Annotated in this window: 26 protein-coding genes; 4 read left to right on the top strand and 22 right to left on the bottom strand. The window is 55.4% G+C overall.

The window, feature by feature from the left end; all coding sequences use genetic code 11:
* Window positions 1–3: 3 nt before the first annotated feature.
* The 3 genes from VGH19_11140 to VGH19_11130 are packed head-to-tail and all read right to left on the bottom strand — an operon-like array spanning window position 4 to window position 1452.
* Complete coding sequence (locus tag VGH19_11140; protein ID HEY1171915.1) at window positions 4–510, bottom strand: type II toxin-antitoxin system VapC family toxin; 507 nt, start codon at window positions 508–510, stop codon at window positions 4–6.
* A complete protein-coding gene (locus VGH19_11135) occupies window positions 482–658 on the bottom strand; it encodes a hypothetical protein (protein ID HEY1171914.1) in 177 nt (58 codons plus the stop codon). Before VGH19_11135 ends, VGH19_11140 begins: the two co-directional genes overlap by 29 nt.
* Before the next feature lie 38 nt (window positions 659–696).
* On the bottom strand, window positions 697–1452 hold the full coding sequence (locus tag VGH19_11130) for a fumarylacetoacetate hydrolase family protein (protein ID HEY1171913.1): 756 nt from the start codon (window positions 1450–1452) through the stop codon (window positions 697–699).
* A gap of 230 nt (window positions 1453–1682) precedes the next feature.
* Here VGH19_11130 and VGH19_11125 point away from each other — a divergent pair, with 230 nt between their 5' ends.
* Entirely contained in the window at window positions 1683–3071 is a 1389-nt protein-coding gene (locus VGH19_11125; protein ID HEY1171912.1) for a S8 family serine peptidase, read from the top strand.
* Window positions 3072–3088: 17 nt separating this feature from the next.
* Here the strand turns inward: VGH19_11125 and folB are convergent, their stop codons facing one another.
* The 10 genes from folB to VGH19_11075 all read right to left on the bottom strand — a co-directional run bounded on the left by folB (window position 3089) and on the right by VGH19_11075 (window position 13593).
* Window positions 3089–3439 (bottom strand): dihydroneopterin aldolase, encoded by a 351-nt coding sequence (folB, locus tag VGH19_11120; protein ID HEY1171911.1) that lies wholly within the window; start codon window positions 3437–3439, stop codon window positions 3089–3091.
* A gap of 64 nt (window positions 3440–3503) precedes the next feature.
* Window positions 3504–4568 (bottom strand): NUDIX domain-containing protein, encoded by a 1065-nt coding sequence (locus VGH19_11115; protein ID HEY1171910.1) that lies wholly within the window; start codon window positions 4566–4568, stop codon window positions 3504–3506.
* Between the two features lie 21 nt (window positions 4569–4589).
* Window positions 4590–5813, bottom strand: coding sequence for an MFS transporter (locus VGH19_11110; protein ID HEY1171909.1), 1224 nt, complete (start codon window positions 5811–5813; stop codon window positions 4590–4592).
* A 239-nt stretch (window positions 5814–6052) separates the two neighbouring features.
* On the bottom strand, window positions 6053–6352 hold the full coding sequence (locus tag VGH19_11105) for a DUF4404 family protein (GenBank protein ID HEY1171908.1): 300 nt from the start codon (window positions 6350–6352) through the stop codon (window positions 6053–6055).
* Between the two features lie 100 nt (window positions 6353–6452).
* On the bottom strand, window positions 6453–8729 hold the full coding sequence (locus tag VGH19_11100) for a DUF6797 domain-containing protein (GenBank protein HEY1171907.1): 2277 nt from the start codon (window positions 8727–8729) through the stop codon (window positions 6453–6455).
* A gap of 18 nt (window positions 8730–8747) precedes the next feature.
* Window positions 8748–9707, bottom strand: coding sequence for a methionyl-tRNA formyltransferase (gene fmt, locus VGH19_11095; GenBank protein ID HEY1171906.1), 960 nt, complete (start codon window positions 9705–9707; stop codon window positions 8748–8750).
* A 61-nt stretch (window positions 9708–9768) separates the two neighbouring features.
* The gene (locus tag VGH19_11090) at window positions 9769–10350 is read right to left on the bottom strand and encodes a nucleoside monophosphate kinase (protein ID HEY1171905.1); all 582 of its coding nucleotides are present in this window, start codon (window positions 10348–10350) and stop codon (window positions 9769–9771) included.
* A gap of 19 nt (window positions 10351–10369) precedes the next feature.
* A complete protein-coding gene (locus tag VGH19_11085; protein ID HEY1171904.1) occupies window positions 10370–11401 on the bottom strand; it encodes a hypothetical protein in 1032 nt (343 codons plus the stop codon).
* A 61-nt stretch (window positions 11402–11462) separates the two neighbouring features.
* Entirely contained in the window at window positions 11463–12872 is a 1410-nt protein-coding gene (locus tag VGH19_11080; GenBank protein ID HEY1171903.1) for an NAD(P)H-hydrate dehydratase, read from the bottom strand.
* Between the two features lie 259 nt (window positions 12873–13131).
* Window positions 13132–13593: a hypothetical protein gene (locus tag VGH19_11075; protein ID HEY1171902.1), complete on the bottom strand. Its 462-nt coding sequence runs from the start codon at window positions 13591–13593 to the stop codon at window positions 13132–13134.
* A 175-nt stretch (window positions 13594–13768) separates the two neighbouring features.
* Between VGH19_11075 and VGH19_11070 the strand changes: the two genes are divergently transcribed.
* The 3 genes from VGH19_11070 to VGH19_11060 all read left to right on the top strand — a co-directional run bounded on the left by VGH19_11070 (window position 13769) and on the right by VGH19_11060 (window position 15841).
* Window positions 13769–14266: a GNAT family N-acetyltransferase gene (locus VGH19_11070; protein HEY1171901.1), complete on the top strand. Its 498-nt coding sequence runs from the start codon at window positions 13769–13771 to the stop codon at window positions 14264–14266.
* A gap of 95 nt (window positions 14267–14361) precedes the next feature.
* Complete coding sequence (locus VGH19_11065; protein ID HEY1171900.1) at window positions 14362–15057, top strand: glycosyltransferase; 696 nt, start codon at window positions 14362–14364, stop codon at window positions 15055–15057.
* 199 nt (window positions 15058–15256) lie between these two features.
* The gene (locus VGH19_11060) at window positions 15257–15841 is read left to right on the top strand and encodes a DUF1287 domain-containing protein (protein ID HEY1171899.1); all 585 of its coding nucleotides are present in this window, start codon (window positions 15257–15259) and stop codon (window positions 15839–15841) included.
* A gap of 179 nt (window positions 15842–16020) precedes the next feature.
* Here the strand turns inward: VGH19_11060 and VGH19_11055 are convergent, their stop codons facing one another.
* The 9 genes from VGH19_11055 to raiA all read right to left on the bottom strand — a co-directional run bounded on the left by VGH19_11055 (window position 16021) and on the right by raiA (window position 25598).
* Entirely contained in the window at window positions 16021–17118 is a 1098-nt protein-coding gene (locus VGH19_11055) for an alkaline phosphatase family protein (GenBank protein ID HEY1171898.1), read from the bottom strand.
* An 83-nt stretch (window positions 17119–17201) separates the two neighbouring features.
* Window positions 17202–18104, bottom strand: a complete 903-nt coding sequence (locus VGH19_11050; GenBank protein ID HEY1171897.1) for an alpha/beta hydrolase-fold protein — start codon at window positions 18102–18104, stop codon at window positions 17202–17204.
* Window positions 18105–18166: 62 nt separating this feature from the next.
* On the bottom strand, window positions 18167–20059 hold the full coding sequence (gene glsA / locus VGH19_11045; GenBank protein HEY1171896.1) for a glutaminase A: 1893 nt from the start codon (window positions 20057–20059) through the stop codon (window positions 18167–18169).
* A 132-nt stretch (window positions 20060–20191) separates the two neighbouring features.
* Window positions 20192–20515, bottom strand: a complete 324-nt coding sequence (locus tag VGH19_11040) for a hypothetical protein (GenBank protein HEY1171895.1) — start codon at window positions 20513–20515, stop codon at window positions 20192–20194.
* Window positions 20512–21984: an aspartate aminotransferase family protein gene (locus tag VGH19_11035; GenBank protein ID HEY1171894.1), complete on the bottom strand. Its 1473-nt coding sequence runs from the start codon at window positions 21982–21984 to the stop codon at window positions 20512–20514. The genes VGH19_11040 and VGH19_11035 overlap by 4 nt, the downstream gene beginning before the upstream one ends.
* Window positions 21981–23198: an 8-amino-7-oxononanoate synthase gene (bioF, locus tag VGH19_11030; GenBank protein HEY1171893.1), complete on the bottom strand. Its 1218-nt coding sequence runs from the start codon at window positions 23196–23198 to the stop codon at window positions 21981–21983. Before bioF ends, VGH19_11035 begins: the two co-directional genes overlap by 4 nt.
* Window positions 23199–23218: 20 nt before the next feature.
* On the bottom strand, window positions 23219–23938 hold the full coding sequence (locus tag VGH19_11025) for an SDR family NAD(P)-dependent oxidoreductase (GenBank protein ID HEY1171892.1): 720 nt from the start codon (window positions 23936–23938) through the stop codon (window positions 23219–23221).
* A gap of 7 nt (window positions 23939–23945) precedes the next feature.
* Window positions 23946–25166, bottom strand: a complete 1221-nt coding sequence (locus VGH19_11020; GenBank protein HEY1171891.1) for an amidohydrolase family protein — start codon at window positions 25164–25166, stop codon at window positions 23946–23948.
* Between the two features lie 75 nt (window positions 25167–25241).
* On the bottom strand, window positions 25242–25598 hold the full coding sequence (gene raiA, locus VGH19_11015; protein ID HEY1171890.1) for a ribosome-associated translation inhibitor RaiA: 357 nt from the start codon (window positions 25596–25598) through the stop codon (window positions 25242–25244).
* Window positions 25599–25692: the final 94 nt, after the last annotated feature.

The raw sequence follows: 25692 nt of genomic DNA, 5'->3' as shown, positions 1-25692 counted from the left end.
AATTCAACGGTAAAACTTCTTAATCAAATCATCCGGCGATGCGATCAACGGCACCGGCAAATCCAACTGCCGGAACAGAAATGCCAATCGCTCACGGTCAATATCAAACAAATGGCTGTCTTTGCTTACCAACAGAACGCAGTTCAAGACCGCGGACTCGGCAATGACAAGCGCATCGTTCCGCTCTTCATACGGTAACAAGCCACTATCACGCAAACGTAAGACGGCATTATTTACTATCGCCTCCTGAACGGCATTCAAAACTTGGGGAAAGAAACCCCAATCGCTTCGAAGTTGCCGCAATGCCTTAAGGGAAAGCTGTGAAAGAAACGGATGGTTATCCTTGGCTGACTTAGCCATCAATTCATCCATCGCCGTGTGCGGCACGAGGAATTGCACAGGCTTAAGGCGACGTTTGAGCAACTCTACAGCGTCAATGGTTGAGTCATCTTCGCCTGCCAGTCGCAACAAAATATTCGTATCAACCGCGACTAGCGTGGGGCGTTGCATCAGAACTGTAGATGATACGAAGGGCTTGATCCCGATACTTGCGGCGTTCCTCGTCCGTCAATTTGTTGCCTTCCTGACGGATTTCTTCCGAAAGTTTGTCCCAATCGATCTTGGGACTCGTTTTCGTTTTGGCACTCTTCACTTTCACAGCAGCAACCTCGACTGCGTAGTCCGAGGAATCAAGGCCTATTTCACGGTGTTCACCAACGGCGCGAGCCCTTGGATACGCACTTCCAAGCGATCCCCCGACTCAATCGGTCCCACACCGCTAGGTGTGCCCGTCAGGATGACGTCACCCGGAAGGAGGGTCATATTCGTGGAAATAAAGCTCACCAGATCGAAGCAATTGAAGATCAACTGGCTCGTATTGGAGTTCTGACGCAATTGGCCGTTTTGGAAAAGCTGGATGGTCAGATCATGCGGGTCGATTTTCGTTTCCACGTATGGCCCAAGGGGCGTAAATGTGTCGAAAGACTTGGCGCGCGTCCGCTCGCCTTCCGCATTCTGGATGGTACGATCGCTGATGTCTTGGGCAGCAGTATAACCAAAGATGTAACGTGCCGCCGCTGCCGGAGTTACGTTGCGGACGCGACGTCCGATAACGATGGCCAGCTCGGATTCGAAATCCGTGCGGTGATTGGCAAAAGGCACCTCGATCTTCGCCCCATCAGGAATCAAAGAGGTCGGAGCCTTCAGCCAGAAAAGCGGTTCTTTCGGCAGCGCCTTGCCCGTCTCACGAGCGTGATCGGCGTAGTTCAGCCCTACGGCGATGATCTTGGAAGGTGCTACGGGCGTGAGGGTTTTAACGCCCTTAAATGGCATCGGCTTCTTCGAGTAGGAGGGCGAACCAAAGACATCACCCTTCAGACGGAACAGCTCTCCGTCGACAACTTTTGCGTAAAAGATTTCGTCACCCTTTTGAAATCGGCCGATGGCTGCCATATAATTGTTTGGTTTTTCTATCAAAAAGTATTGACAAACAGCAAGTCGAAAGTCAGGAACGACCACTTCAACAACCCGATCACACCCCCGCCAAGCCCTTATGGTACAAAGGATTACCTCATGAAACGCGCCCGGCTAGAATTTGCCCACCCAACGGACAAACCTGCCACTTCGGGCGCAACCTTTTGGTGGCAAAGGGGTTTAGTCTAAAGTAGATTGTCACTGAAATTATGCGCCAAGTCATCGCCATCCTGCTCCTCTTCACGGTGCTAATTTCACCCCCAGCTGCCGCCCCAGTGTCTCCCACCAGCAGCAAGGAAAGCAAATCGCCCTCTCCTTTGGTTTGGAAGGAAACGGAAAACAAGGTATCTGCCTCAGTCGATGACTGGAAACTGGACCGTCTGATGAAGGAGATCGCCAAAGTCAGTAAATGGCAGGTCTTTGTGGAGCCGGGCAGTGACATCACCGTGTCCGTCAAGTTTCAGGATCAGACGGTGCGCGAAGCCCTCAGCCGGATGCTCCAGGGCATCAATTACGCCGTCGTTCGCGAACCAGACTCAACCACCAAACTCCTCATTTTTAAGACTAAGGCGCAAAACGCCATTCGCGCCATCAAGCCCATCACGGAAGAAGAACTGGCCGCGGAGATCACCCGTATCGGTAACGAACTCATCGTTTCCGTGAAACCTGGCACGGATATCAACTCCATCGCAGCCCGTTACGGGGCCAAGGTGGTCGGCGCCATACCGGAGTTGGGTCTCTACCGCCTCCGGTTCGATGACCAGGAAAAAGCGGATTTCGCCAAAACTCAACTGGCAAACTTCCCCGAAGTCAAAGCTGTGGAATACAATTACACCATCGCCCGCCCGGATTCACCCGTAGTCGCCGGCACTTCATCATCCCTGCCCTTCTCCCTTAATCCTACTGCGGCCTCGGGAGGAAATGGTCTCGTCATCGGTTTGGTGGACACCGCTGTCCAACCGCTCAGCGGCAATATGAATGATTTTTTGCTAAAAGCCATCTATGCCGCCGGTGCCCCTGATCTCAAGGCTGGCCTGCTCCACGGCACCAGCATGGCGGATACCATCCTGCGGGCCATGTCCGCCGCGAGTGAGGGCGGCTCCAGCACCACCAAGATTCTTCCGGTCGACGTTTTTGGCGCTAACGCCAACTCCTCCACTTTCGACCTCGCCAACGGTATCTACCTCGCTGTGAAGAATGGAGCGACCATCATCAACATGAGCCTGGGCAGCCCCACCACGGCGGGTTATCTGGAAACCTTGATTGCCAACAGTTCAGCTCAAGGCGTCCTCTTCCTCGGCGCTGCTGGCAACGAACACACCGATTCCGCCACTTACCCGGCCGCCTACAACCAGGTGATCGCCGTCTCGGCTGCAAACCGCAATGGTGAGATCGCTTCCTATGCGAACTATGGGGAGTTCGTAGATGTCGTGGCTCCAGGATCCTCCATCGTCACCTATAACGGCAAAAATTACGTTATCAGCGGCACTTCATCCGCCACCGCCACCGCTTCCGGCGTGGCTTCCATTTTGAAGTCGAACAAGGCAACAGCAGACCAGATCCGCCAAAAACTCAGCCAGCTGTGGCCTAAGAAATGATTCCACCGCGCCGATACTTAGGCGTGCGTGCGGTGCGTCTTGACTGAGACATACCGCGTCTCCGGCAAAATAAATTTCTTCACCTCCACCGTCACCCCTTTCAGCGAGTAATCACGTATAAGCGATTCCGCCACCTCGACCGCCAACGCCTCGATCAATCTCCAGCTCCGCCCCTCCCCCATCTTGAGCAAACGGCGCGAGACTGAGTAATAATCTACCGTCTTCTCTATGTCATCCGTGCTGGCGCAGGTGGTGAAGTCTGTCTCCATCTCCACCGTCAGCAAAAGCCTTTGGGGTTTCGCCCGCTCATCATCAGGCACGCCTACATGATAGAATACAACCAAATCAGAGATAGTAATGATGTCCATGTGCTAAACCTCAGCGATAAAGGACCTGGGAATTATTGCCCGACGTTGCTAACACTGCCGTCCGTCAAAAGTTTTGCACTTTTTTCAAAAAATTTACAGTCGGCACGTTCAAAGGCAATTTCATGGCTTCAGCTAATGTTACCCAGCGCCATTCTTCAGCCTCCTCATTCAACCTCACCATCTGTGCCCCTCGGCTGCGACACGTGTAATTCAGCAAAATAAAGTGTGCATCCCGGTAAAATTCAGTGGAGTGGATGCAGTCCTGCACCAATACAAACTGGACGTCTTCCACTGTCAGGTTAGTCTCTTCCAGCAACTCCCGTCTCAAAGCCTCCTCAGAGGTCTCACCCCATTTGATTTTACCGCCGGGAATCCCCCAAAGATCCGACCACTTATGCGTCCGCACCATTAGCACCTTGCCCGCATCATTGAAAATCAAGGCCCCGACCGTAGCAATGGGCATATGACCAACCGTTTTTTGCTCTGACTGTTTGACAAACCTCAGATCATTTCGTTTCAGCAAACCTTGCAATTCGCCTAAATGCTCCACGATCAGATCAGGTTTGCTCTCCCGCAATTGTGACAAACGATTGAACCCCGTCAGCACCGCACAAGACCAGATGCCACCATGGCGAGCCGTCTCCACATCATGCTGCATGTCCCCGATGAACAATGTCTCCAATGGATTCAGCCCATGTTCTGCGATGATCTCCTTGATACGCGTGCGCTTGTCCCAAATGCCCACGTAAGGATGATCCAGATACTTATCGAAACCGTTCTTCTTTGTCTGCTCGCGGAAATGGTCTGGATGAATCGTACTAAGCGCAAACGTTCGTATCTTTTCCTTGCGGCAAAACTCCAAGAATTCGCGCGCATGTGTCAGCTCCTCCACAGAGTCCTGCACTTCATTGAATCGCGCGTGATACCATGACTCCAGTTGCGCGATGGAGATGTGCGGCACGTATCGATCGTAGAAACCTTTGAACGGCAGCACGAACTCTGCACGGAATGTTTCCAGAGAAATCTCCGCCACACCCGCCTGACGGAACACATGATTCGTCGCCTGCCACACCGCTGGCAGGTCATTCACCAATGTGCCCGACCAGTCAAAGATGATGTTGCGTATCACAGACACTGGATGACTCGACGATCAAACCTTCGTTGGCATCGCTTCAGGAAGGGGCACAGTGCCGTGCAACTTCTTCCAGGCGATCAATCCCGCAATCAAAGCGATGAACGCGCAGGACAGATAAGGAATGGCCGGACCATAATGAAACAGGCCCGCCGCGAAGATAGGCCCCACAATGCGCGCCAGACTGCCAAAGCTCTGCGCCACACCTAGCGTCGCCCCTTGCTCATTCGCCGAAGTCAGCCGTGAGATCAGGCCGAAGATCGGCGCCCGGGCCAAGCTGGAACCGATCGCCAACAACGCCAGTGCGAACAGCATCAGCGGCCAAGTCTTCACCAACGGCAGCATTATCAGGCTCAACGCGGTCAGCACCATGCTCACCGTCACCAGCAGCGGCTCACCCATTTTCTTCACCGCCCGGCCGATGCCCCCGCCTTGCACCATCGCACCGATGATGCCGCAATAAGCAAAGAGGTAGCCGATCTTCTTCTCGTCATCCGGATTGCCCACGTTGAAATTGAACGTCTTGCTGATGAGCAATCCCAAGGTCGTTTCAAAACAAGTGAAGGCGAACGTCGCGAGGAAGAACAGCCAGATGAGCATGCCCACCTTGGGCTGATTCATGGTATGCAACCACTGGGCCCAACGTGGGCGTTGCGGAGCGGCCTCACTGTCCGGTTTCCGGCTTTCCGGCAAACGCGCCAAGGCCATCAGAAAATTGCCGAAGCAAAGAGCCGATGCCACCCATCCTGGCCCCGAAACACCAAAGCTCGCCAGGCTGAATGCGCCCAGCGCCGGTCCCAGCACAAAGCCAAGTCCGAACGCCATGCCGATAAGTCCCATCCGCTTCGAGCGATCTTCAGGTGGAGTGATGTCGGCGATATACGCTTGGGCCACCGAAATGTTCGCCCCACAAACGCCTGCAAACAAACGGGACAGGGCGATCACCCACAACGCTGCATTTCCTTCCATCCCCGAGCCGACCGCAAAGATCGCGTAAGAAGCAGCCGAACCAAAAGTACTGACCAGCAAAACTGGCCGACGCCCGATCCGGTCCGACAACCTTCCCCAAGAAGGCGCGAACAGGAACTGCATGAACGAGTAGGAGGAAAAAATCAGACCGATGACGAGCCCATGCGCCCCTAATTTGTCGCTATACAGCGGCAACAACGGCAGGATCACACCAAACCCGATGAGGTCGATAAAAACGGTCAAAAAGATGACCAGCAAAGACGGCTTCTTCATTTACAGCTAAAACAGATAGCGCAGCACCATAGGCAAACCATCCGTCGCGTGAAACAAGAAAAAGATACGTCTGCGGACAATCTCGCAGGCGTAGCTGACAAGAAGAAGATCTGACCTGAAAAAAAATGACGAATGACCAAGCATCAATGACGAAGGAATGAGCAATGACTAATGACGCAAATGGGTCATTGGACATTTGTCATTCCTTGGGCATTCGGATTTAGGCATTGGTCATTTCCTCAAATCCCAATATTCGACAGTGTATTCGTGATGGACTGCGCCGCCTGAAACAGTCGGGGATGGGATTTCTCGAATTTGGCAGCGGACTGGGTCAGATCATCCAGAGAACTCTGCAGCAATTCAGGAGCATCACCCGTCTCGACTGTTCTGGAAACAATACTCTTGCCGCTATCGGTCAACTGATTGACCTCAGCTTTCAAAGTATCCAACAATTCATTCAACTCTTCGCGCCGCTCAGGGGTGAGAGACGTCGAGTTCTGTATCTGGGCTTCGATTCTTGCGATCGTATCTTTTATCATAAGCACCTCGTTTCCCCGCTTATCCTTTGTGAATACAATACCGCTGTTTTAGGGCTTTTGCTGCCCATCTAATGTCGTTTCACAATCCTTTGCTGTCCACTTAATTTCTTGCCGCCCCCAAGTGATGGATTGTGTGGAAAATCTCCTGTCTTAGCACGGCTCCTTCTGCCGTCTCCAGATTGTAGCGCAGATGCACCTGCATGGCTGGATGCAATTCCGGTATCTCCAAAAACACTGTCTTGCCATCGGCGGAGAGCTTGGCCGATTTGATCACGAGAGTGTCATGCTCTTTGATCATCATCTGCTCTTTCGTCCATTCCGTGCCACCCTTGTCACCCGGCTTCAAAGCCGTGCTGCTCCTCGCTGAAACCTCAGGCGAACCATACGATGCTGACCACACGTAATTCCACTGCCGGAGCGAATAGTTTTCCAGGTCGTTGGCCAGTTCTTTATCCAGTGCGTCACTGAACTCCATCACCAGTCCACCTTTAACCGCATGCAACTGGCGCGGCAGGTTCAAGGGTTTGCCCGTGTAACGAACGCGTTGAAAACAACCGTTCTTGCCCGCGCTCGTCTGCCAGCCCTTCATGCCCACGAGATAAAGCTGCCCATCCTTGGGGCTGAATCGCGCCCGCATGATTCCGCTTTCAAAGCTCAACGGCAGCTTCACCACCCCGCCCTGCATCAGTCCGTTCACCTCTTCCTTCAAGACGAGATAAAGCGAGCAAGTGCCGTAAGCTGTGTGCAGCAACTCGCCCTTCAGCGGTCCCCATTTATCACTCGTCACCCACACCTGACCGCCGCTGGAGTTATCCACTTCTTTCGGGAACCAGCATAATGGACGGTCATAATCGGTCGGCAACGGCGTCTTGTGCGCCAGATCCACCACGCCGTAGAAGCCGCCTTCCTTGATCCAGTTCAACCGGCAACGCGGCGTCCAGGTACCTTCGTTATCGCCACTGGTGATCTCACCATTCGGTCCCACGCCGATGCCATTAGGCGCACGCAGACCAGTCGCGACGACATCCAATTTACTACCGTCCTTCGAGACACGCATTAACGTGCCGTGATGCGGCAAAATCTCCATGAAACCGCGTCCACCATTGTTCACCGGACCTGCTTTCGCGAAATAAAAATTTCCCTTCGCATCCGTATGCAGATCGAGCGCGAACTCATGGAAATTCTTCGTGATGAGCATGTCATTATTGAAGTTTTCGTAGAAATCCGCTTCACCATCCTTGTTCAAGTCATGCAAGCGCGTGATCTGATCGCGGCCTAAGACATACACCGTGTCATTCACGATCTTGAGTCCGAGTGCGTGATACATGCCCGCCGCGTAACGCTTCCACGTCACATTCTGCAATTTGTCGTCCAGGCCGGACACGATCCACACATCGCCATGAAACGTACACACAGCGGCGCGACCATCACTGAAAAAGTCCACACCCGCCAAAAGCATGTCCGCCTGATAGGAATTCTCGAAAGGGACGGGAATAGTATCCACCGTGTAGGCACTGTTGTTGAGGCCCGACAGACCTTTGACTGTGACTGTCTGCGGCCAACGCGCAGGTCCTCCCTGTGTCAGCGGCTTCAAGGACGTCACGGCTTTGACCGCCACGCGTTGTTCAATTTTCCCAATACTGACAGAGACATTCTGTGTGTTTTTTGCTGCTGGCAAAACCAGATACAAATGACCATCCCGCACTTCCCACTTCGTGGCTACACCCAAGCCATCACACCAGACATCAAAACCTGATTCCGCCAGCTTCATCGTTTCTGCCTGCGTGATGGACGGCTTCTCCTTCACCCGCGCCACTAACACATGAAACGGAACTGTATGAGCCGATACCTCCAGCGTACGAGTGAACAGACTATCTGTGCTTTTGACCTGCTCCAGCACTTCCGCATTCGCCACGGTGTAAGCCATCACCGGCACTGATTCATTCAGATATAATCCCCGATAATGCGCTACGCTCTTCGGCAACGGCCCATGCGGGTCTTTGCGCGGGTCGCCAAATTTCCCATCCACCACCCAACCCGGAATCGCATCACTCGAGAACACGATCTTGCCGATATTCGTCGGATACTGCCCGCGCGACATCATGTTCACGCCCTGCACAAAACCACCCGTCCATCCCGCAGAAACACGCAACAGTTCAGTATCAAAACAGATCGCCGCTGGCTCATTCGTTGTGCCCACTTTGATGGCCAAACCCTTTAAAGAAGTCGTATCCGATGAGATCGTCGCCGCCAGATATGGGATATGCTCGCGATACTCCGCCTTGGGCTGAGCTGGTGCCGCTGAAACTTGGATCGCTGACAAGGCCAACAATGTCAACGCGACAATTTTTTGCAATTTATCTGTGTACATCTGCATTCAATCTGTTGCTAAAAATCATTCCCCGTAAAAAACATCCCCAACTTTGACTGCCTGCCCCGCTGAAAACTCAGCCGCCGTCATCCGGCGTCCTCCTTCGCGTTGCAATGACGTGATGCGTAGCGCCCCTTCTCCACACGCAACAACGATTCCCGTCTTGTCCGCCTGCAACACCTTGCCCGGCTGACCACTCACATCCACGACCAATTCCGTCTGCCAAATCTTCAGCAGGCGCAGTTTGTTCTCTGGCGATAAAAACGTGAATGCCCCCGGCCACGGCGTGAGCCCACGGATGCGGTTGAACAGCACGCGCGCGGGTTGCGCCCAATCCATGCGCCCATCATCTTTCGTGATCTTCCGCGCATAAGTGCTGCCTTCCGGCGGTTGCGGCTGCGGCTTGATGTCACCATTGATGTAGCCGGGAATCGTCTCAATCAGCGCCTTCGCGCCTATAATCGCCAGCCGGTCATGCAAGGTGGCTGTATTATCTTCCGGCGCGATCGGCGTTTTGGAGATGGTCACGATGTCGCCCGTATCCAATCCTGCATCCATCTTCATGATCGTCACGCCTGTTTCCGCTCCCCCATCGATGATGGCCCACTGGATCGGCGCCGCACCACGATACTTCGGCAGGATGGAGGTGTGAACATTCAGGCACCCATACTTCGGCAGATCCAAAATGCTCTGCGGCAGTAACTGCCCATACGCCGCCACCACGATAAGATCGGGCGCAAATGTCTTGAGATGCTCAACGAACTCCGCCGCCCGCGCCTTCAGTGGTTGCTCCACTGGCAGCCCCAACTCCATTGCCGCAGCCTTAACCGGCGTGGGTTGCAGCTTAAGATCGCGCCCCTTTGGCTTGTCGGGTTGGGTTACCACCAAGACGACCTCAAACAACGGCGACTCATGCAATGCCTTCAAGCTGGCGCATGCCAGCTCCGCCGTGCCCATGAAAATGATGCGATAACGCGTACTCATTCAAAAACAACGCCCGGCCTTCCAGCCGGGCGTATGAAAACCGACCTTGCGCGATTGCGCCTTAAAGTTTCACCAAAATGTCCAAGATGGACCGCAGAACCTGCACGGGAGAATTCGTGGAGTCGATGTTGTGGACCAGTTGCGGACCGTAGTAATCCAGCACCGGCTTCGTCTCCTTGTCATACGTGGCCAGACGCGTGCGGATGACATCCAAGTTCGCATCATCCAGACGGTTCTCGCGAAGAGCGCGGCGTTGCAAACGCTGCACCATCTTCTCCATGTCCTGGCAGGTGAGATACAAGATGCCCTTCACATCGAGCGTGTCTTTGAGCATCTCCGCCTGCGCGACGTTGCGAGGGATACCATCCAGCACCAGCGTATCTGTCGTCGGCTCGAAGTAGCCAAGCTGACGGCTGCCTTCGATGTTCCGTCGCCAAAGATTCACCGTATGTTCATCCGGCACCAGCAAACCCTTGCTGGAATACTCGATAAAGATTTTACCCAACTCGCTGCTGACGGTCAGATTGCGGAAGACATCACCACATGCGCAGTGATAATAATTGGGGATGGTCCCGAGAATCTTGCCTTGCGTGCCCTTGCCCGCGCCGGGCGCACCGAAGAGCAATATCGTCTTGTACTTCATACTAGATTAAATCCACCGCTTACTGCTCCGGCGCATCTTTATGCCGGATCTGGATCTCGAAGATGTCCGCGATCGGGAACGTCTCTTCGATGGAAGCGCCGCTCTCATTCGTGATCTGCAAGCTCATGTCCGTTTGGGTCACCTTGCTAACGCGATTGCCCACAAACTCGCCTTTCGAAGACTTCACCACGAGCCGCAAATCCTTCTCATTATCACCGATGATCACACGGAAGAACGGTGCGAACTTCGTCTCGATAAAGCGGCGGTTGATCGCCACTTCACCGCGTTTGAACACCTGCGTCGCCGGGATCTGCACCACCACAGGGGCCGCCTCCATCACTGGTGCTACTTCTTCCACCACTGCTTCCAGCTCTTCCGCCGTCAGAGCCTCGGCCGTATCACCAGGTTGCGGCAAATGAGCTTCATCTGCGGCCGACTTTTTCTCCTTTGTCGGCATGCACAAGAATATCACGAAACCCAGCACCGGCAGCACAGCCGACGTACCGCACACGATCGGGAATGGATAATTCCGGAAAAATGCCACCTCATACGCGGCATAGAGATTGGCCACATATACTGCCAGCAAAAGCATCAGGCCGGACCCGGAAAAGAGCGCGCCAAACAGGCTGGCATCCGCAAATTCACGCTTCGCCTTGGGCACCGGCTTCACATCCACTGGCGGGCGTGATTTGCGTTCGGGCAACGCCTCGTCCTGCACATTGTTCAGATCCTCCGTCTTGATCTCGATCAGCAATTGCACGAAATTCTTCACCCGGTTGTCCTGCAAGAAATCCTTCAACGTCTCCTGCGAAAACTCCTCCCATTTATAACGCTTCGTGAACTTGCCCGCCATGTCCCCTTCCGTATATCGGAAAAGGACACCCACTTGATTTGGGCTGCTCACGTCCGCGGATATCTCCGTTCCGTCCTTGAACTTGAACTTGCCCCGTTTCACCTGGCCATTTTCCACCACCACCTCCGCGCCGAGCGATGATGCGAACATCACCACCGCGATCACGACGGCCAAAACTGGGTTAAAGATTCTACGCATGATTTTCCTTTTGATAGCAAATCTCCGGGCAGATTGAAACCCTAAAATACCGTGCCCTCAGTTAAATTGCGCCCATCCATGGCAATACCTCCTCCACACTCCATATCTTCCTCTCCTCCGCCAGCGCATCCGCCGCCGCCCCATGCTGCCAAACCCCGTATGAAATAGTTTTCAAGACATCCTCCTGTAATTTCGGCTGCGCCAGCAATCCCCCCAGATATCCGGCCAAAACATCCCCGCTCCCGCCCTGTGCCAGCCCCACATTCCCCGAGCCGTTCACCAAAACCTTTCCCGCCGCACGCCCCACCAGCGTATGTCGCCCCTTCAACACCACCCATGCCCTTCCCCACCTTGCCGAAAGCTCCTTCAACGCCTCACCTCGCTTCCCCTGCACCTGTCCCGTCGTCCAGTTCAACATCCTCGCGGCTTCACCCGGATGCGGCGTGATCACCCGCGTCGCCTCTCCATCCACCGGACCGGTTGGCAACCACCCCAAAGCACTCGCATCCACAATCACCGGGCACTTAGACGTCCGCCAGATATCTATTGCAAACTCCCGCAACTCCTCCGGCACCCCCTCCGTCACCATCCCCGGCCCAATCACCACCGCAGTATTACTAGCTGGCAGAGTCCACCCTGCCCGCCACGGATGCACCATCACACTCTGCAATTGCGAAGCCACCGTCACATACACACTCTCTGGCACGCACAAAGTCACCAACCCGGGCATCGCACGTTGCGCCGCCCTCGCCGCCAGCACCGCTGCTCCATGATAGCCCAAGCTCCCACCCAACACCGTCACATGCCCGAACGTCCCCTTATGTCCCTCCACCGGACGCTTCGGCGGAAACCCTGAAAAACCTTCCTTCGTGATCCATTCCAAATCACTCGCCTCTTCGCACCCCACCAACCCGATCTCCGGCACCACCTCCAACCGCCCCACATAGGGTGCCGCCTTCCCCTCGATCAACCCCACCTTCGGTGCCCCCAAAGTCATCGTCCAACCTGCTCTCACCGCCGCTCCCCGTACCTCACCCGTCTGCGCATCTAGACCCGATGGCGTATCCACCGAGAGCACCCGACACCCGGATTCATTCACCGCATCGATCACCGCACACCAATCCGGCGTAAGATCGCGATTCAATCCGATGCCAAAAAGCCCATCGATCACTAGCGCCGGTCCGCGCTTCAGCAACTCCTTGATCTTGTCCAAGGCTCGTAAAGGCTCCACCACCTTCAACACCCACACCCGACGCTCGATCAAATGCGGTTCCACCGCACGAGCATCCGCCCCATTGTTCCCCTTGCCCGCCAAAATAAAAACCGCATCCCCCGGCTTCGTCAGCTCCATCACGCGACGCGCCAGCAGTTTTCCCACCTGCGCGATGACCTCCTCCTCTCGACGTCCCGCTTCCCAAGACGCCGCCTCCCATCGCCTCATCTGCTCCACCGTTATGACCGGTATTCCCATATGCTTAAATCGTCGTCGCCCTCGATTCCTCTCAACTTCCCCGCCACTCTACCATCCCCCCTGTGACATTTATAGTCACAGGGCCAAAAAATTCCCCAGAGAGCCACATGGCTCAAACGCCCAAGCCCATTGACAATCCTTTTCCCAATCTGTGTGATCCGTGATTATCTGTGGCTAAATCTCTGTGGTTCCCTCTTTCGATGTAGGGCGTTGGATATTCAATGTTTCCCCGATCATCGGCCCGCCGATGCAATCGGCTTCATCCCTCATAATTCCTCTCCACCCTCCTCGCCTCCTGTTCCATCTCCCCATTCGGATACCCCACCGTCAGGCACTCCATCAGATACTTCTCCAGAAACGGCGCGAACCCGCCCAACCGCTCATACTGCATCGTATGCACCAGCTCATGCGCCACCAACCGCCGATCACCCCAGCAATCGCCACGGATGAAAATGCCATAACGCAATGTCAGTCCAGCCGTCAGCGGTGAAAGCAACCCCGTCTCCTCAGCCGCCGCCTGCAATGTCACATCCATCGGCATCGGCACCTCATCCACCACCCGCAACCTCACCCGCTCCGGGTGCTTCACCCCGATGGCTCGCGCATCCGCCAGCAACCGTTCCGTCAAAGGAACGCCTTCGCGCAAAATCAAAGCCTCCTGCTCCTCCGCCCAAGCCACCACCAATGGCAGCAACATCTTGAATTCAACCGGTGTGATCACGCGCCCAACATGCACCACAACCCGTCATTTCACATCCAATATTTTCAACGAAGCAGCCGCCCTCGGTTGCCTTGCATGTAGTGGGACAGGCGCCACCGCCTGTCCAGTCTCCCCAGCATACGCTCGACAACACACTGCTTGACCAACTCCCCATCAACCTCTCATTTTCAATCCATTGAACACCCCTGCAAACATCACCATCCAAACCGCCGACCCGCTCAGCGAAACCGCCACCCGTTTGCTCGCTGAATTCTCAGCCGACATCGCTCAACGCTACGCTGACATGGGTGAAGGCGAACCCGACTCTTTCAATCCCGCTGAACTCCTCCAACCGCGCCATGCCTTCGTCCTCGCCACTCGCGATGGCCACCCTGTCGGGTGCGGTGCCCTCTGCCCCTTGTATACCAACACAGCCGAATTCCGTCGCATCTACGTTTCACCCTCAGCGCGCCGCCTTGGCCTTGGCCGCGCGATACTGACTGAACTCGAAAAACTCGCTGGTGTTCTGGGCTACCAAACCATCCGCCTCGAAACCGGCACCCGCCAGCCCGAAGCCATCGCCCTCTACGAACGCTACGGCTTTCACCGCATCCCCGCCTTCGGCCGCTACATCGGCGACCCCGTCAGCCTCTGCTTCGAGAAACCAGTTAAGACAGGTATTCGATCGCTGTAAGAGACGCGCACAAGCATTCGTAGCGCACGCTTCCTAGTGTGCGGGTTAAGCCGCATCTTGCGGCGTGTCCACCACCGCTTTACCCTATCCATACCATGCTCTCCTTCATCATCCCCGCCCACAATGAAGCGAGATCCATCGCCGCCTGCATACAAGCCATCCGCCAATCCGCTCAATCATTGGATCAACCCTACGAAATCATCGTCGTAAACGATGCCTCCACGGACGACACCGCCCAACTTGCCGAGCAACACGGAGCCAAAGTCCTTAACGTCACCCACCGCCACATCGCCGCCACTCGAAACTCCGGTGGACGCGCCGCCCAAGGCGACATCCTCTTCTTCATCGACGCCGACACCCTCATCAACCCACGCTATCTCAAGTCAGCCCTAAAGGCTTTGGAAAAAGGCCGAGTTGGTGGCGGTGGCATCCCAGCTTTCGATAAACCGCTCCCGCTATGGTTCTACTTCGGCTACCCCATCTTCTGGCTCGGCATTCATCTCCTCAGACAACCCGGCGGCTCATCACTCTTCTGCACCCGCGCCGCCTTCATCGCCACTGGTGGCTTCAACGAAACCTACTACGCCGCCGAAGACGCCATCTTCGTCTCCGCCCTGAAAAAACAAGGTCGCATCACCCTCGCTGGAACCGTCCTCACCTCCGGACGCAAAGCCCGCACCTACTCCCTCTGGTATTTCCTCCGCACCCTGTTTACAGTCGGTGCAAAAGGTCCCAAGGGCCTCCAACACCGCCAAGACCTGGACATCTGGTATGACTCCAAACGCGAATAGACCATGGATCGCAAAAGCTCTGTCACATCTGCGCAAGCTGGTAGGGCGCGGTGTCCTCACCGCGCCGCCGCCGAAGCATCTGCTTTCTCAATTTATATCAGAGTTTGCTGACGTTCGCCGTGTCCAATCCTCCTTCTCCCCTCGGAGGGGAGAAGGATTGAGGATGAGGGGTGCTCCCTCTCTCGATGTTCAGCGTTCGATGTTTTGGCCAACCGGTGCAACCGGTGTTGGATGTTTCCTGCTTCTGTTCCCGCTACTTTGCTTCGCCGAAATCAATGCCCAAAAACTCGTCACCTCCGCCTGCTCCCAGATCGGCATCACCAAATCCTACGACCCTGCCTACCGCACCCTGAGCTACCCCGGCGGCGATGTCCCCAAGGAAACCGGCGTCTGCACCGATGTCATCATCCGCGCCCTGCGCCAGCAATCCCTCGATCTCCAAAAAGAAGTCCACGAAGACATGCGCGCGAACTTCTCCGCTTACCCAAAGAAATGGGGCCTCACCAAGCCCGATAAAAACATCGACCACCGCCGCGTCCCCAACCTGATGACCTATTTCAAACGCAAAGGCTATTCACAGACTATCACCCAAAAGCCCGCTGATTATCTCCCCGGCGACATCGTCACTTGGGACCTCGGCAACGGTATCACCCACATCGGCCTCGTCTCCGATCGTCGGAGCTCAAAAGGCATTCCCCTCATCATCCACAATATCGGCTCCGGCACCCAAGAAGAAGACCTCCTGTTCGGCTTCACCATCACCGGCCACTACCGCCTAAAGTGACCAACCAACCAACCATCTATCCCATCGTAATCGTCCTCGTTCTCGTCGTCGTCCTCGAATCGAATCCGCATACTTTTCTTCCCCTATCCGTGTGATCCGTGTTTAATTTCACCCCAGCTTTAGTCGGGGCTGTGGCTCTAAAAATCCCTTCTCTGAGCCCTCCGTGTCTCCGTGGTAAACTATTTCCGCTTAATCAGTTCTTCGACTACCCGACCCGCCTGCGGCACCTCTGCGCAATAATCCTTCCCCAAGAACGCCGCTACCGTCGCCGCGATCTGGTTCTGCCCTACATTGCTGATATTCGTCCGCTCACCCAATGGCGGCGTATCCGGCCCGAGAGCTCCCAGCCAGATATGATCCGCCCCGATCGTCGCCGCGCCATGATTCTTCCAATCACTCTTCCCGCCACCACGACCATGATCCGTCGCAATCACAATCGTCGTCTTGTCCTTATACTCCGGCAGCGATTGGATTGTCTCCCACAACTTGCGGATCATCCCATCTGCCAGCCGCGCCGATTCCAGCACCAGATCATACCGCCCCTCATGCGCCCAATCATCCGTATCGCCAAATGAAAGATACATCAGCCGTGGCTTCTGCGTCTTGAGGTTCTCCACCGCTGCGTGATACACAAATGAATCCGGCAACACGCCCTTGAACACTGGCACAGTATCGCTCGCCAACTGCTTCAACACATCATTATTTCCACCGGCTGGTAGTTTCTGAAACGATTCGACATCCCCATACACCGGCAATCCGCTCCGCTCCACATTGATGATATATGGGAACACATCCCAGCACGTGAACGCCACCACCTTGCCCTTGAACTCCGGCTTGCCGTTCAGCCATTCCAGCATCGTCACATTCGGATTCAGCCGCTTCGCATTGCTGTTGATCCGTCGATCAGGAAACCCGCATAGCAACTCGTTGTAACCCGGATACGAGAAATTCATCCCATTCGTCACCCGCACCGCACTGCCCTTGTTCGTATTGCCGAGCAATTGTCCCTGCTTGGCCACCACGCCCCAGAGAAACGGCATCAACGCCTCGCGCCGCGCTTCCGGCGTCTCCCGCCAATACGCCTGTCGCACCGCATTCGTGTCCCGCACTCCGCCATTCTCCTTCGTCAGCAACTGCTCTTCCGCTCCCGTGAACACCTCCTGCCAGCGCAATCCATCCAACGTGATATAGATCACATTCTTGGTCTTAAGTTCAGCCGCCGAAACCTGAAAACCTCCCAAAACCGTCAAAGCAATCGCCAGCAATATATGTCGCATAAGTCCTATATGTCCTAAAAAGAACGCGTCGAATTATTCAAATTCGACGCGCTCCAAGTTTTCCCATTCAGCCAAATCCGCCCTTATTTCTTATAGTCCCGCCACATCCACTTCATCGCCTCCGGGAACAGTTGCGTGCCATGATTCGCACTATGCACACCTTCGCCAAAGACAAACTTGTGGTCATACCCCTTCTCCTTCAGCGCTGCCGCCATCGCCTTGTTCGCCTCCGGCCAGGAGCCGAACTGGTTCACGATGTCATTGGAACCGTCCTGCTGGAAGATACGGATCGGTTTCTTCTCCGTGTTCTTCACCAGTTCAGGATACTTGTTCCCCCCACGGATGTTCGTAAAGCTGCCCACTGTGGTAAAGCACTTGCGGAACTGATCCGGACGCTCCCAACAAACCGTCCACGCACAGATGCCACCCGAACTGCTGCCCGCGATGCATCGGCCTTCCGGATCTTTCGTCAGATTATACTTCTTGCCCACCTCCGGCAGGATCTCCTCCAGCAGGAACTTGGAATACACATCGCTCAACGTGTCATATTCCGTGCTGCGATTCGTAGCGGATGCTGGACGTCCATCCGGACGCTTGCGCGGCGGTTCACCCGGCTTCATCGGCCTGTCACCCGGCCGGATGAAGATACCAATCGTCACCGGCATCTCCTTCTTGTGTATCAAATTATCGAACACCGTCGGCGCCTTATACATCACGCCATCCTGGCAGACGAACACACACGCAGGCTTGCTCGCATCATACTGTGCCGGGACATACACAGAATACTTTCGCACCGTATTAGGGTAAATCTTGCTGTCGTTCCACTCGTATTCCGTGACCTTCCCCTTTGGCACACCCGGCTGCTCCATGGAGTCCGGCGTGAGCTTCTTGTATTGGTCATCTGGTGAAGAGGCCTTCGGTGCATCAGCCGCATGCAAAAATGAAGCGGCCAGCAAAATTGTGCAAAGCAGCACTGGAGATTTCATGATGCAGCGAGTCTTGCGCTGGGGAGAAAGAACTGCAAGCCGTGAATCGCCTCACTTCACCATCAATAGTCAAACACACTGATCTCGCGATTCGCCTTGCGTAACTTGCGGCAGAGTCCCAGTGCCAGGTTCTTCAGCAACTTGATCTTGATGGCCGGATGCGTCTCGCCCAATGCCTCGAAATCCCCCAATGTCAGCAGTTCGCATATCACCTTGGTGTCCGCCACCACCACCGCCGACCGCGGCGCCCCATCCAGCAATGCCATCTCTCCGAACGCCATGCCGGGCGAGAACGTGGCGATCCGTTTCTGCACGCCGCTGGCCAAGGTGACCGTCACACTGGCACTGCCGGACTTCAAAAAGAACAGTTCTTTCGCCGCCTCCCCGAACTGCACGATGATCTCCCCCTTCGCATAATGCTTGGATTGTAGCAATCCCTTCACCAAGCGTTTCTCCTCACCCTTCAGCCCCTCAAACAATTCATACTCCTCTGCTTCCTCCGTCACCTCCGAAGACCACACGGGCAGATACTGGCTCAGTATCTGGTTTTCGCACCACTCCAACGCCGGGTCCACATCGCTGAAAGTCTGGTACAATGCTTCAAACCGCTCTTTCAGCTTGATTCGCATGTAACGCCGCAATCCCGGGACCTTTGCGGTATTGGTGAAGATCACCGTCTTGTCGGCAGCAGCCAGCTTCACTACCACATCGTAGATCAGATGACTCGCACTCTCGTTGAGGCTCAACGTATGTTTGAAGTCCAGCACCAGATAATCCAGTGTCGCCATCGAATCCACCACGCTCCTCACAAACACTTCGGCCGTGGCAAACATCAGGTGCCCCTGCAATTGGTATATTTGGATGCCCCGACCGTGTTCCCGCAAAAGCAACGTCTCCTCCTTCGTCCGGACCCGGCTCGAATTCACTTCCGAACCATTAAATTTTAACCGCACCACCGACTTGCTCATCGATGGCGTGTTGAACAGATGCAAATCCAGATGCCGTGAAATCGCATCACAGACCTTGATCCCCCGCACGCTGTTGCCGTGCTCGTCCAATCGCGGTGAGAACACTCCGATGCCCATTTGCCCCGGTAAGACCGCGATGATCCCGCCCGCCACCCCGCTCTTGGCCGGCATGCCGACTCGGTAAATCCACTCACCCGCATAGTCATACATCCCGCAAGAACCCATCACACTCAGCACACTCTCCACATATTCACCACGCATCGCCTGCTTCCCGGTCACGGGATTCACTCCGCGATTCGCCAGCGTCGCTGCCATCATAGCCAGATCACGGCATGTCACCGAGATCGAGCATTGCTTGAAATATAAATCCACAACGGGCTCTGGTGCCTCAGTGAGAATGTCAAAGTTTCTCAGCATATGACCGATCGCCCGGTTTCTATGTCCCGTCTCGCTTTCCGAACGGTAAACCTCTTCGTCCAATGACAATTCCCGCCCAGCCAGCGCAGAAAATGTCTGCAAGATCCGCTGAAATCGTATTTGCTGCGTCTTGCCCGCGATCAGACCAGCCGTGGCAATCGCCCCCGCATTGATCATCGGATTACGCGGTCTGCCCGTTCCCTGCTCCAGGCTGATCGCATTGAACACATCACCCGTAGGCTCGACTCCCACCTTTGACATCACTACCGCTCGGGTGTTGTCCTCCAAGGCCATCCCATACACAAACGGCTTGGAGATGGATTGGATGGTAAAATGCTGACCGCTGTCTCCCACCTCATAGACATTTCCGCCTGCGGTGACGACGCAGATGCCGAACCACTCAGGATTCGCTTTAGCCAGTTCAGGGATATATGTCGCCACCGCTCCGCTCCGTACCTCTGCGAAGGACTGCTGCAATCGGGTCAGATAATCCTCTACCGGCGATGAAGCTCTTAATGTCTCGTGAGAGAGTCCCTCATCTCCGATGGGCGAGCTGCTTGCTTGGATCATGCAAATAACAACAGGTTTTTGGCGGCAACCTTGTTTGCAGTGAACAGGAACCTGCACACAGTTGCCACCGTAACCGCCGTTATGGACTTTCAAAAAAGTCACCGCAAGCAAAACGTGCAAAACGCCCGAAAATCATCCCAATTCCTGCTGCAACGCCACCTGCAACTTCTGCGCACACTCCTCCGAGCAAAGCTGAAACATCGCATCCTTCCCCGCCTTCTTCGCTGGAGAATCCTCCGTCACCACCATCATCGCCACAGTCTTGCCCGCAGAAAATAGCAGCAACGGTTGCACGCTCCCCGGCGTGAATTCCTTGAACGCCTCCGCACGCAAACTGATGCTGATGCCGAATACCGGATCATTGGCCTTGATGATCTTCGTGCACCACGCACATCGCTTCTGCCACTCCGCCATCGTCCACGATGTTTTCTTCGCTTTCTTCTTCGGCTCGCTCATGACCCGTTCGCTTTCGGAAAAGTTTCTTCGATCGCCTCGCGCAACACCGCCACCATCCGCTTCACCTGCGCTGGCTTCATGCAATACGGCGGCATCAACGCGATCACACTCCCGATCGGCCGCGTCAACACCCCCCGCTTCGCCATCGCCTGACACACCCGTATCCCAGCCTGCTCTTTCAACTCAAACGGCTTCCGCGTGCGCCAATCCTTCACCAACTCAATCCCCGCCACCAACCCCACCTGCCGCACATCCCCCACATACGGCGATGCCCACAACGCCTTCAACTCCTCATGCATCGTCTGTTGCAAGACCGCCCGCTCACGCAAAGATTTCTCCGTCTCCAACAGATCCAAGCTCGCCAATCCAGCCGCCGCACCCAACTGATTCCCCGTATAGCTATGCCCATGAAAAAACGTCTTGAACTCGTGATATTCACCCAAGAAAGCATCGAACACCTTTTGCGTCGTCAACGTCGCCGCCATCGGCAGATAACCACCCGTCAGCCCTTTCGCGAGACACAGAAAGTCCGGCTCCACCTCAGGTCGCTGACACGCGAAGAGCGTCTTGCTCACCGGCCGCTTCTCCGCCCGGATGATTGCCTCCCGATGCACGCGGCAACTGATCCCCGTGCGTCCAAACCCCGTCATCACCTCATCCGCGATGAGCAATGCCCCATGCCCCTTCGCGATATCCGTCACCGTTTTCAACCATCCCGAAGGCTGCGCGATCATCCCCGCCGCCCCTTGCATCAAAGGTTCAAACGCAAACCCCGCATATGCATTGCCCTTTTTCTTCTGCGCTGAAAAAACCTTCTCCGCCTGCTTCGTGCACTCCCAATTGCACTTCCGATATGTCCGCGCATCCGCCCGCTCCGGCTTCGCCTTGTTGAACGGACAACGATAGCAATACGGCGCCTTCAACTTATCCGCCGAAAACAGCAACCCCTTGTAAGCCTTATGAAACAAATCAATGTGCCCCAAGCTCACCGCCCCCACCGTGTCTCCGTGATACGCCCCTTCGAGCGATATGAACTTCGGCTGCTTGCTCTTGCCCGAGCGACGCGTGAATTCATACGCCAGTTTCAACGCCACCTCGAGCGCCGTCGACCCATCGTCCGAATAAAACACCTTCGCGAAGTGCTTGCTCGCTCCGTTCACCCCCGTGTTCGCCGCTTTCACCAATCGCTCCGCCAAGAACGATGCCGGTTGATTCGCCAGTCCTAGAGCCGAACTGTGCGCGATCTTCCCAAGCTGCTTCTTGATTGCCTCATTGATTTTCGGATGCGCATGGCCGTGCAGATTCGTCCAGATAGACGCATTGCCATCCAGATACTCCCTCCCCTTCGTATCACGCAGCACCGCACCTTTGCCCGACGCGATCACGATCGGCTCCATACGCAGCCAGTCACGCATCTGCGTGAACGGATGCCATACATATTGCTGATCAAGTTTGGCAGGCGTGCTCATGCTTCAGGAAATTTATTCAACGTCTCCGCCAGCACAACGCAAAGCTGCTGAATCTGCTCCACTTCATGATTCGCCGTCATGGAAACACGCAACCTCGCCTTCCCCATCGCCACCGTCGGATAACGGATGGCCGGCACATAGATGCCGCGCTTCAACAACTCCGCCGCCACCTTGCGTGCCCTGTCTTCCTGCCCCAAAAGAATCGGCACAATCGCACTCTGCGTCGGAGGTAGCGTGATGCCGCGTTCCAGCAATTCCGATTTCAAATGATCAATCAACGACCACACGCGCTGTCTCCGATGCTCACCCTCTTCACTTTGAATCAACCGAATCCCCGCCGTAGCCGCTGCAGCCACTGCGGGCAAAGGTGCCGTGGAGAAAATAAAACTGCGCGCCTTGTTGATGAGGAAATTAATAAGTGTCGCATTCCCCGCCACATAACCACCCGAAGCCCCAACCGCCTTGCCCAACGTACCGAAATGAATATCGATGTCATCATGCATCTCGAAGGCTTCTGCCAATCCCCGCCGTTGTTCACCGAATAACCCTACCGAATGCGCCTCATCCACCATCAGCCACCCGCCATACTGATGTGTCAGCTCTGCGACATTCTTTAGCGGCGAAATATCCCCATCCATCGAGAACACACTCTCCGTGATCACCAGAATGCGCCGCGCCTGCGCCCCTTCACCTTGCGGACGCGTCGCCCACTTCAAAATCGTCTCCAGCTTCTGCAGATCATTATGCGCAAAGATACGCAGCTTCGCCCCGCTCAACCGCGCTCCGTCAATCAGGCTCGCATGACACAGTTTATCCAACACCACAATGTCATCGCGACCGAGCAAGGCACTGATCGTCCCCACTGCCGCTGCATAACCGGATGAAAATGCCAGCGCCGCTTCCGTTCCCTTGAACGCGGCAATCGCCTCCTCCAGCTCCACATGCGGCCGGATATTCCCACAGATCAACCTCGAAGCCCCCGAGCCGACACCATACTTCTCGATCGCCTTGATCGCCGCTTCTTTAAGTAAAGGATGATTCGCCAGCCCCAGATAATCATTGGAGGAAAAATTCAGACACTCGCTGCCCTCCACCTGCACAGTCACGCCCTGCGGCGAATCCACTTCACGCAGATTCCGCATCAGGCCCAGCTCGAGTATCTCATCAAGCTGTTCATCCAGCGCACCGGACAGATTATGTTTTCGCGACGCCACGGTGCGGCCATTATGCGGTTTCACGTCCAAGGTGCAATGCGGCTGTCGAGCTGGAAAACCTGCCCTGAAACGTTCTTCATCTCCGCCAGATTCGCAATGAACCGCGCCACTTCCTCTACTTCATTGATCCGCCCCAGCGCATTCGCTTCCGCAAACGCCTTCATGACTTCCTCTGGAAGCCCCTCCGTCATCCCAGTCGGCAGCACCCCGGGCAAAATCACATTCGCCTGCACATTACGCCCCCCGCACTCTTTCGCCATCGATTGCGTGAATCCGATCAACGCCGCTTTCGCCGCCGCATATGCCGCCTGTCCACGCGGTCCCGAACGCGCCGCAAAACTCGAAATATTGATCACATGACCGGACCGCTGCTTGAACATCCCACGAATTACTGCCTTGGAGCAAAGAAACGCTCCTCGCAGGTTCACATCGATCACGCGATTCCAATCCTCCTCTGAAGTCTGCGGCAGCATCTGGTTCACCGTCACTCCCGCATTGTTCACTAGCAGATCGATTTTGCCACATCGCTTCAAAGTCTCCTCCACCGCCTTCGACACACTCTCGGCATTTGTCACATCCAAAGCCACCGGGTGCATCCCCCCGGCTTCCGTCACCGCCCTTCGATTCCATCCCGCCACCACTTCCCAACCGCTCGACACCAATTCCTTCCCCACTGCGGCACCTAATCCGCCAGCAGCACCCGTGATCAAAGCCACCCGTTTGGAAATCGTTTCACTCATACTCTCATTACTTGATTCGACGTCCATTGATGAAGCTCGCTTCCACCCGTGCATCCGAGGACAAAATCGATTCCTCCGCCAGCTTCAGACCTCCGTTATAAGGGATCGCAATGGCATCTGCCTTGTTTCCCGCCTGCAAGCTCCCCAAATCATTCGCCACTCCCAATGCTCGCGCCGCATTCACCGTCGCCATGGCCAGGACATCGCGCGCCATCAAATCCATATGCTTCAGCCGGAAGCGGCGCATCTCCGTCAGCATGTTCAATTCCGGCGCGCGCCCCCCTTCTGGATTCATCGTGGCCAAGCTGTCCGTGCCCAGACAGATGTTCACACCGCTCCGTTTCAGATCAAAACAACGAAACTCCTCGTGCTCGAAGAAGGCGTGCGAACTTGGACAATGCACCACACTCGCTCCACTGTTGCCGGTGAGGACCACATCGTCATCCGTAAGATAATTGGCATGCACGAGCACCGTTTTCTTTTGCAACAGCCCGCTCTTTGCTACCTGCTGCAACGGCGTGCGCCCATCGCAATCCTCCATCGGCCGCCCCAGCGAGGCGATCAGCTCATACAACGGCCCGCACCGCTGCGTGAACATCTCAAATTCATCAGCCGATTCCGCCACATGGATCATCACCACCCGCCCGTTTTCCGCTGCCTGCGTCGCCGTCAGCTCCAGCAAACCCGGCATCGTGGCATAAGGAGAATGCGGCGAATAACCACCTCCGCCTTTTAAAAATGTGTCCGCTTCCGTGAGCAGATCAACTGGCGCACGACGGCTGATCACCCCCGTCATCTCGATGAAAGGCATTACACGCAAGGCTGTCAGCTTGGGATCTGCCGTCTCTGTGCCCACCCGCGTCTGCACATCCGCCACCGTCGTCGTGCCGCTATCCACCAGCATCGCCGCTCCGGTCAGCCATTGCTCCGTCGCAGTATCACGATTGAACTTCTGCTTGCTCGCATTGATGTCCCGCACCCACTGGGTGAAACCATTCGCACCGCTGAATTGCCCGGCCAAGCCGGTGTATTCCAGATGCGCATGGGCATTCACCAATCCCGGCATCAAGATGACATTGCCCAGATCGATGATCTCATCTCCAGATGCCAGCGCACAAACCTCCGGCCATCTTCCTGATGCGACGATTCTTCCGTCACGCACAAGCACTCCGCCGTTTTCTATCGGCGGAGCAGTCACCGGCAGCAATATGCGCGCACGTAACAGCATGGAAAATAAATCAGCCCGCGCTGACGATAATGCAGCGCAGGCTGGATTTAAACATCGGAATCTATTCTATGCGCCTTACTTGAGGGCCGCTTCCTGCCGTGCGCGTTTGCCGCGCGAGGCCTGGGATTGCTTGCGATCTTTGCGTTTGCCCTGCCGTTTGCGGATCTGCTGTTCGATCTTTTTCGTCACCATATCGATCGCGGTATACAGATCGCTTTCCGTATCTTCCGCGAACAGGTCCGGTCCTGGCACCATCAGGCGCATGGAGACAGTATAGTTGTCATCCGCCGTCTTGGTGTTGTCATGTTCCAGGATCACACGCGCGTTGATCGCCCACCGGTCCAGATGCTCCAGCTTGTCGATGCGGTCCATGATATGGTCCTCGATAGCTTTGGTAAGCGTCACGTTGTGCGTTGATAGGATTAGTTTCATAGTTTTAACGTGCTTCTTTTTCCCCGTAAATTCCAGTTTAACCGGCGATTTATGCTTTCTATTTCTCCAGCTTAAACTGTTCCCTTTGCAGATG

It is taken from the genome of Verrucomicrobiia bacterium, from assembly GCA_036405135.1.
In the GTDB taxonomy this organism is placed as follows: domain Bacteria; phylum Verrucomicrobiota; class Verrucomicrobiia; order Limisphaerales; family JAEYXS01; genus JAEYXS01.
This window is presented reverse-complemented; position numbering and strand designations above follow the sequence as displayed.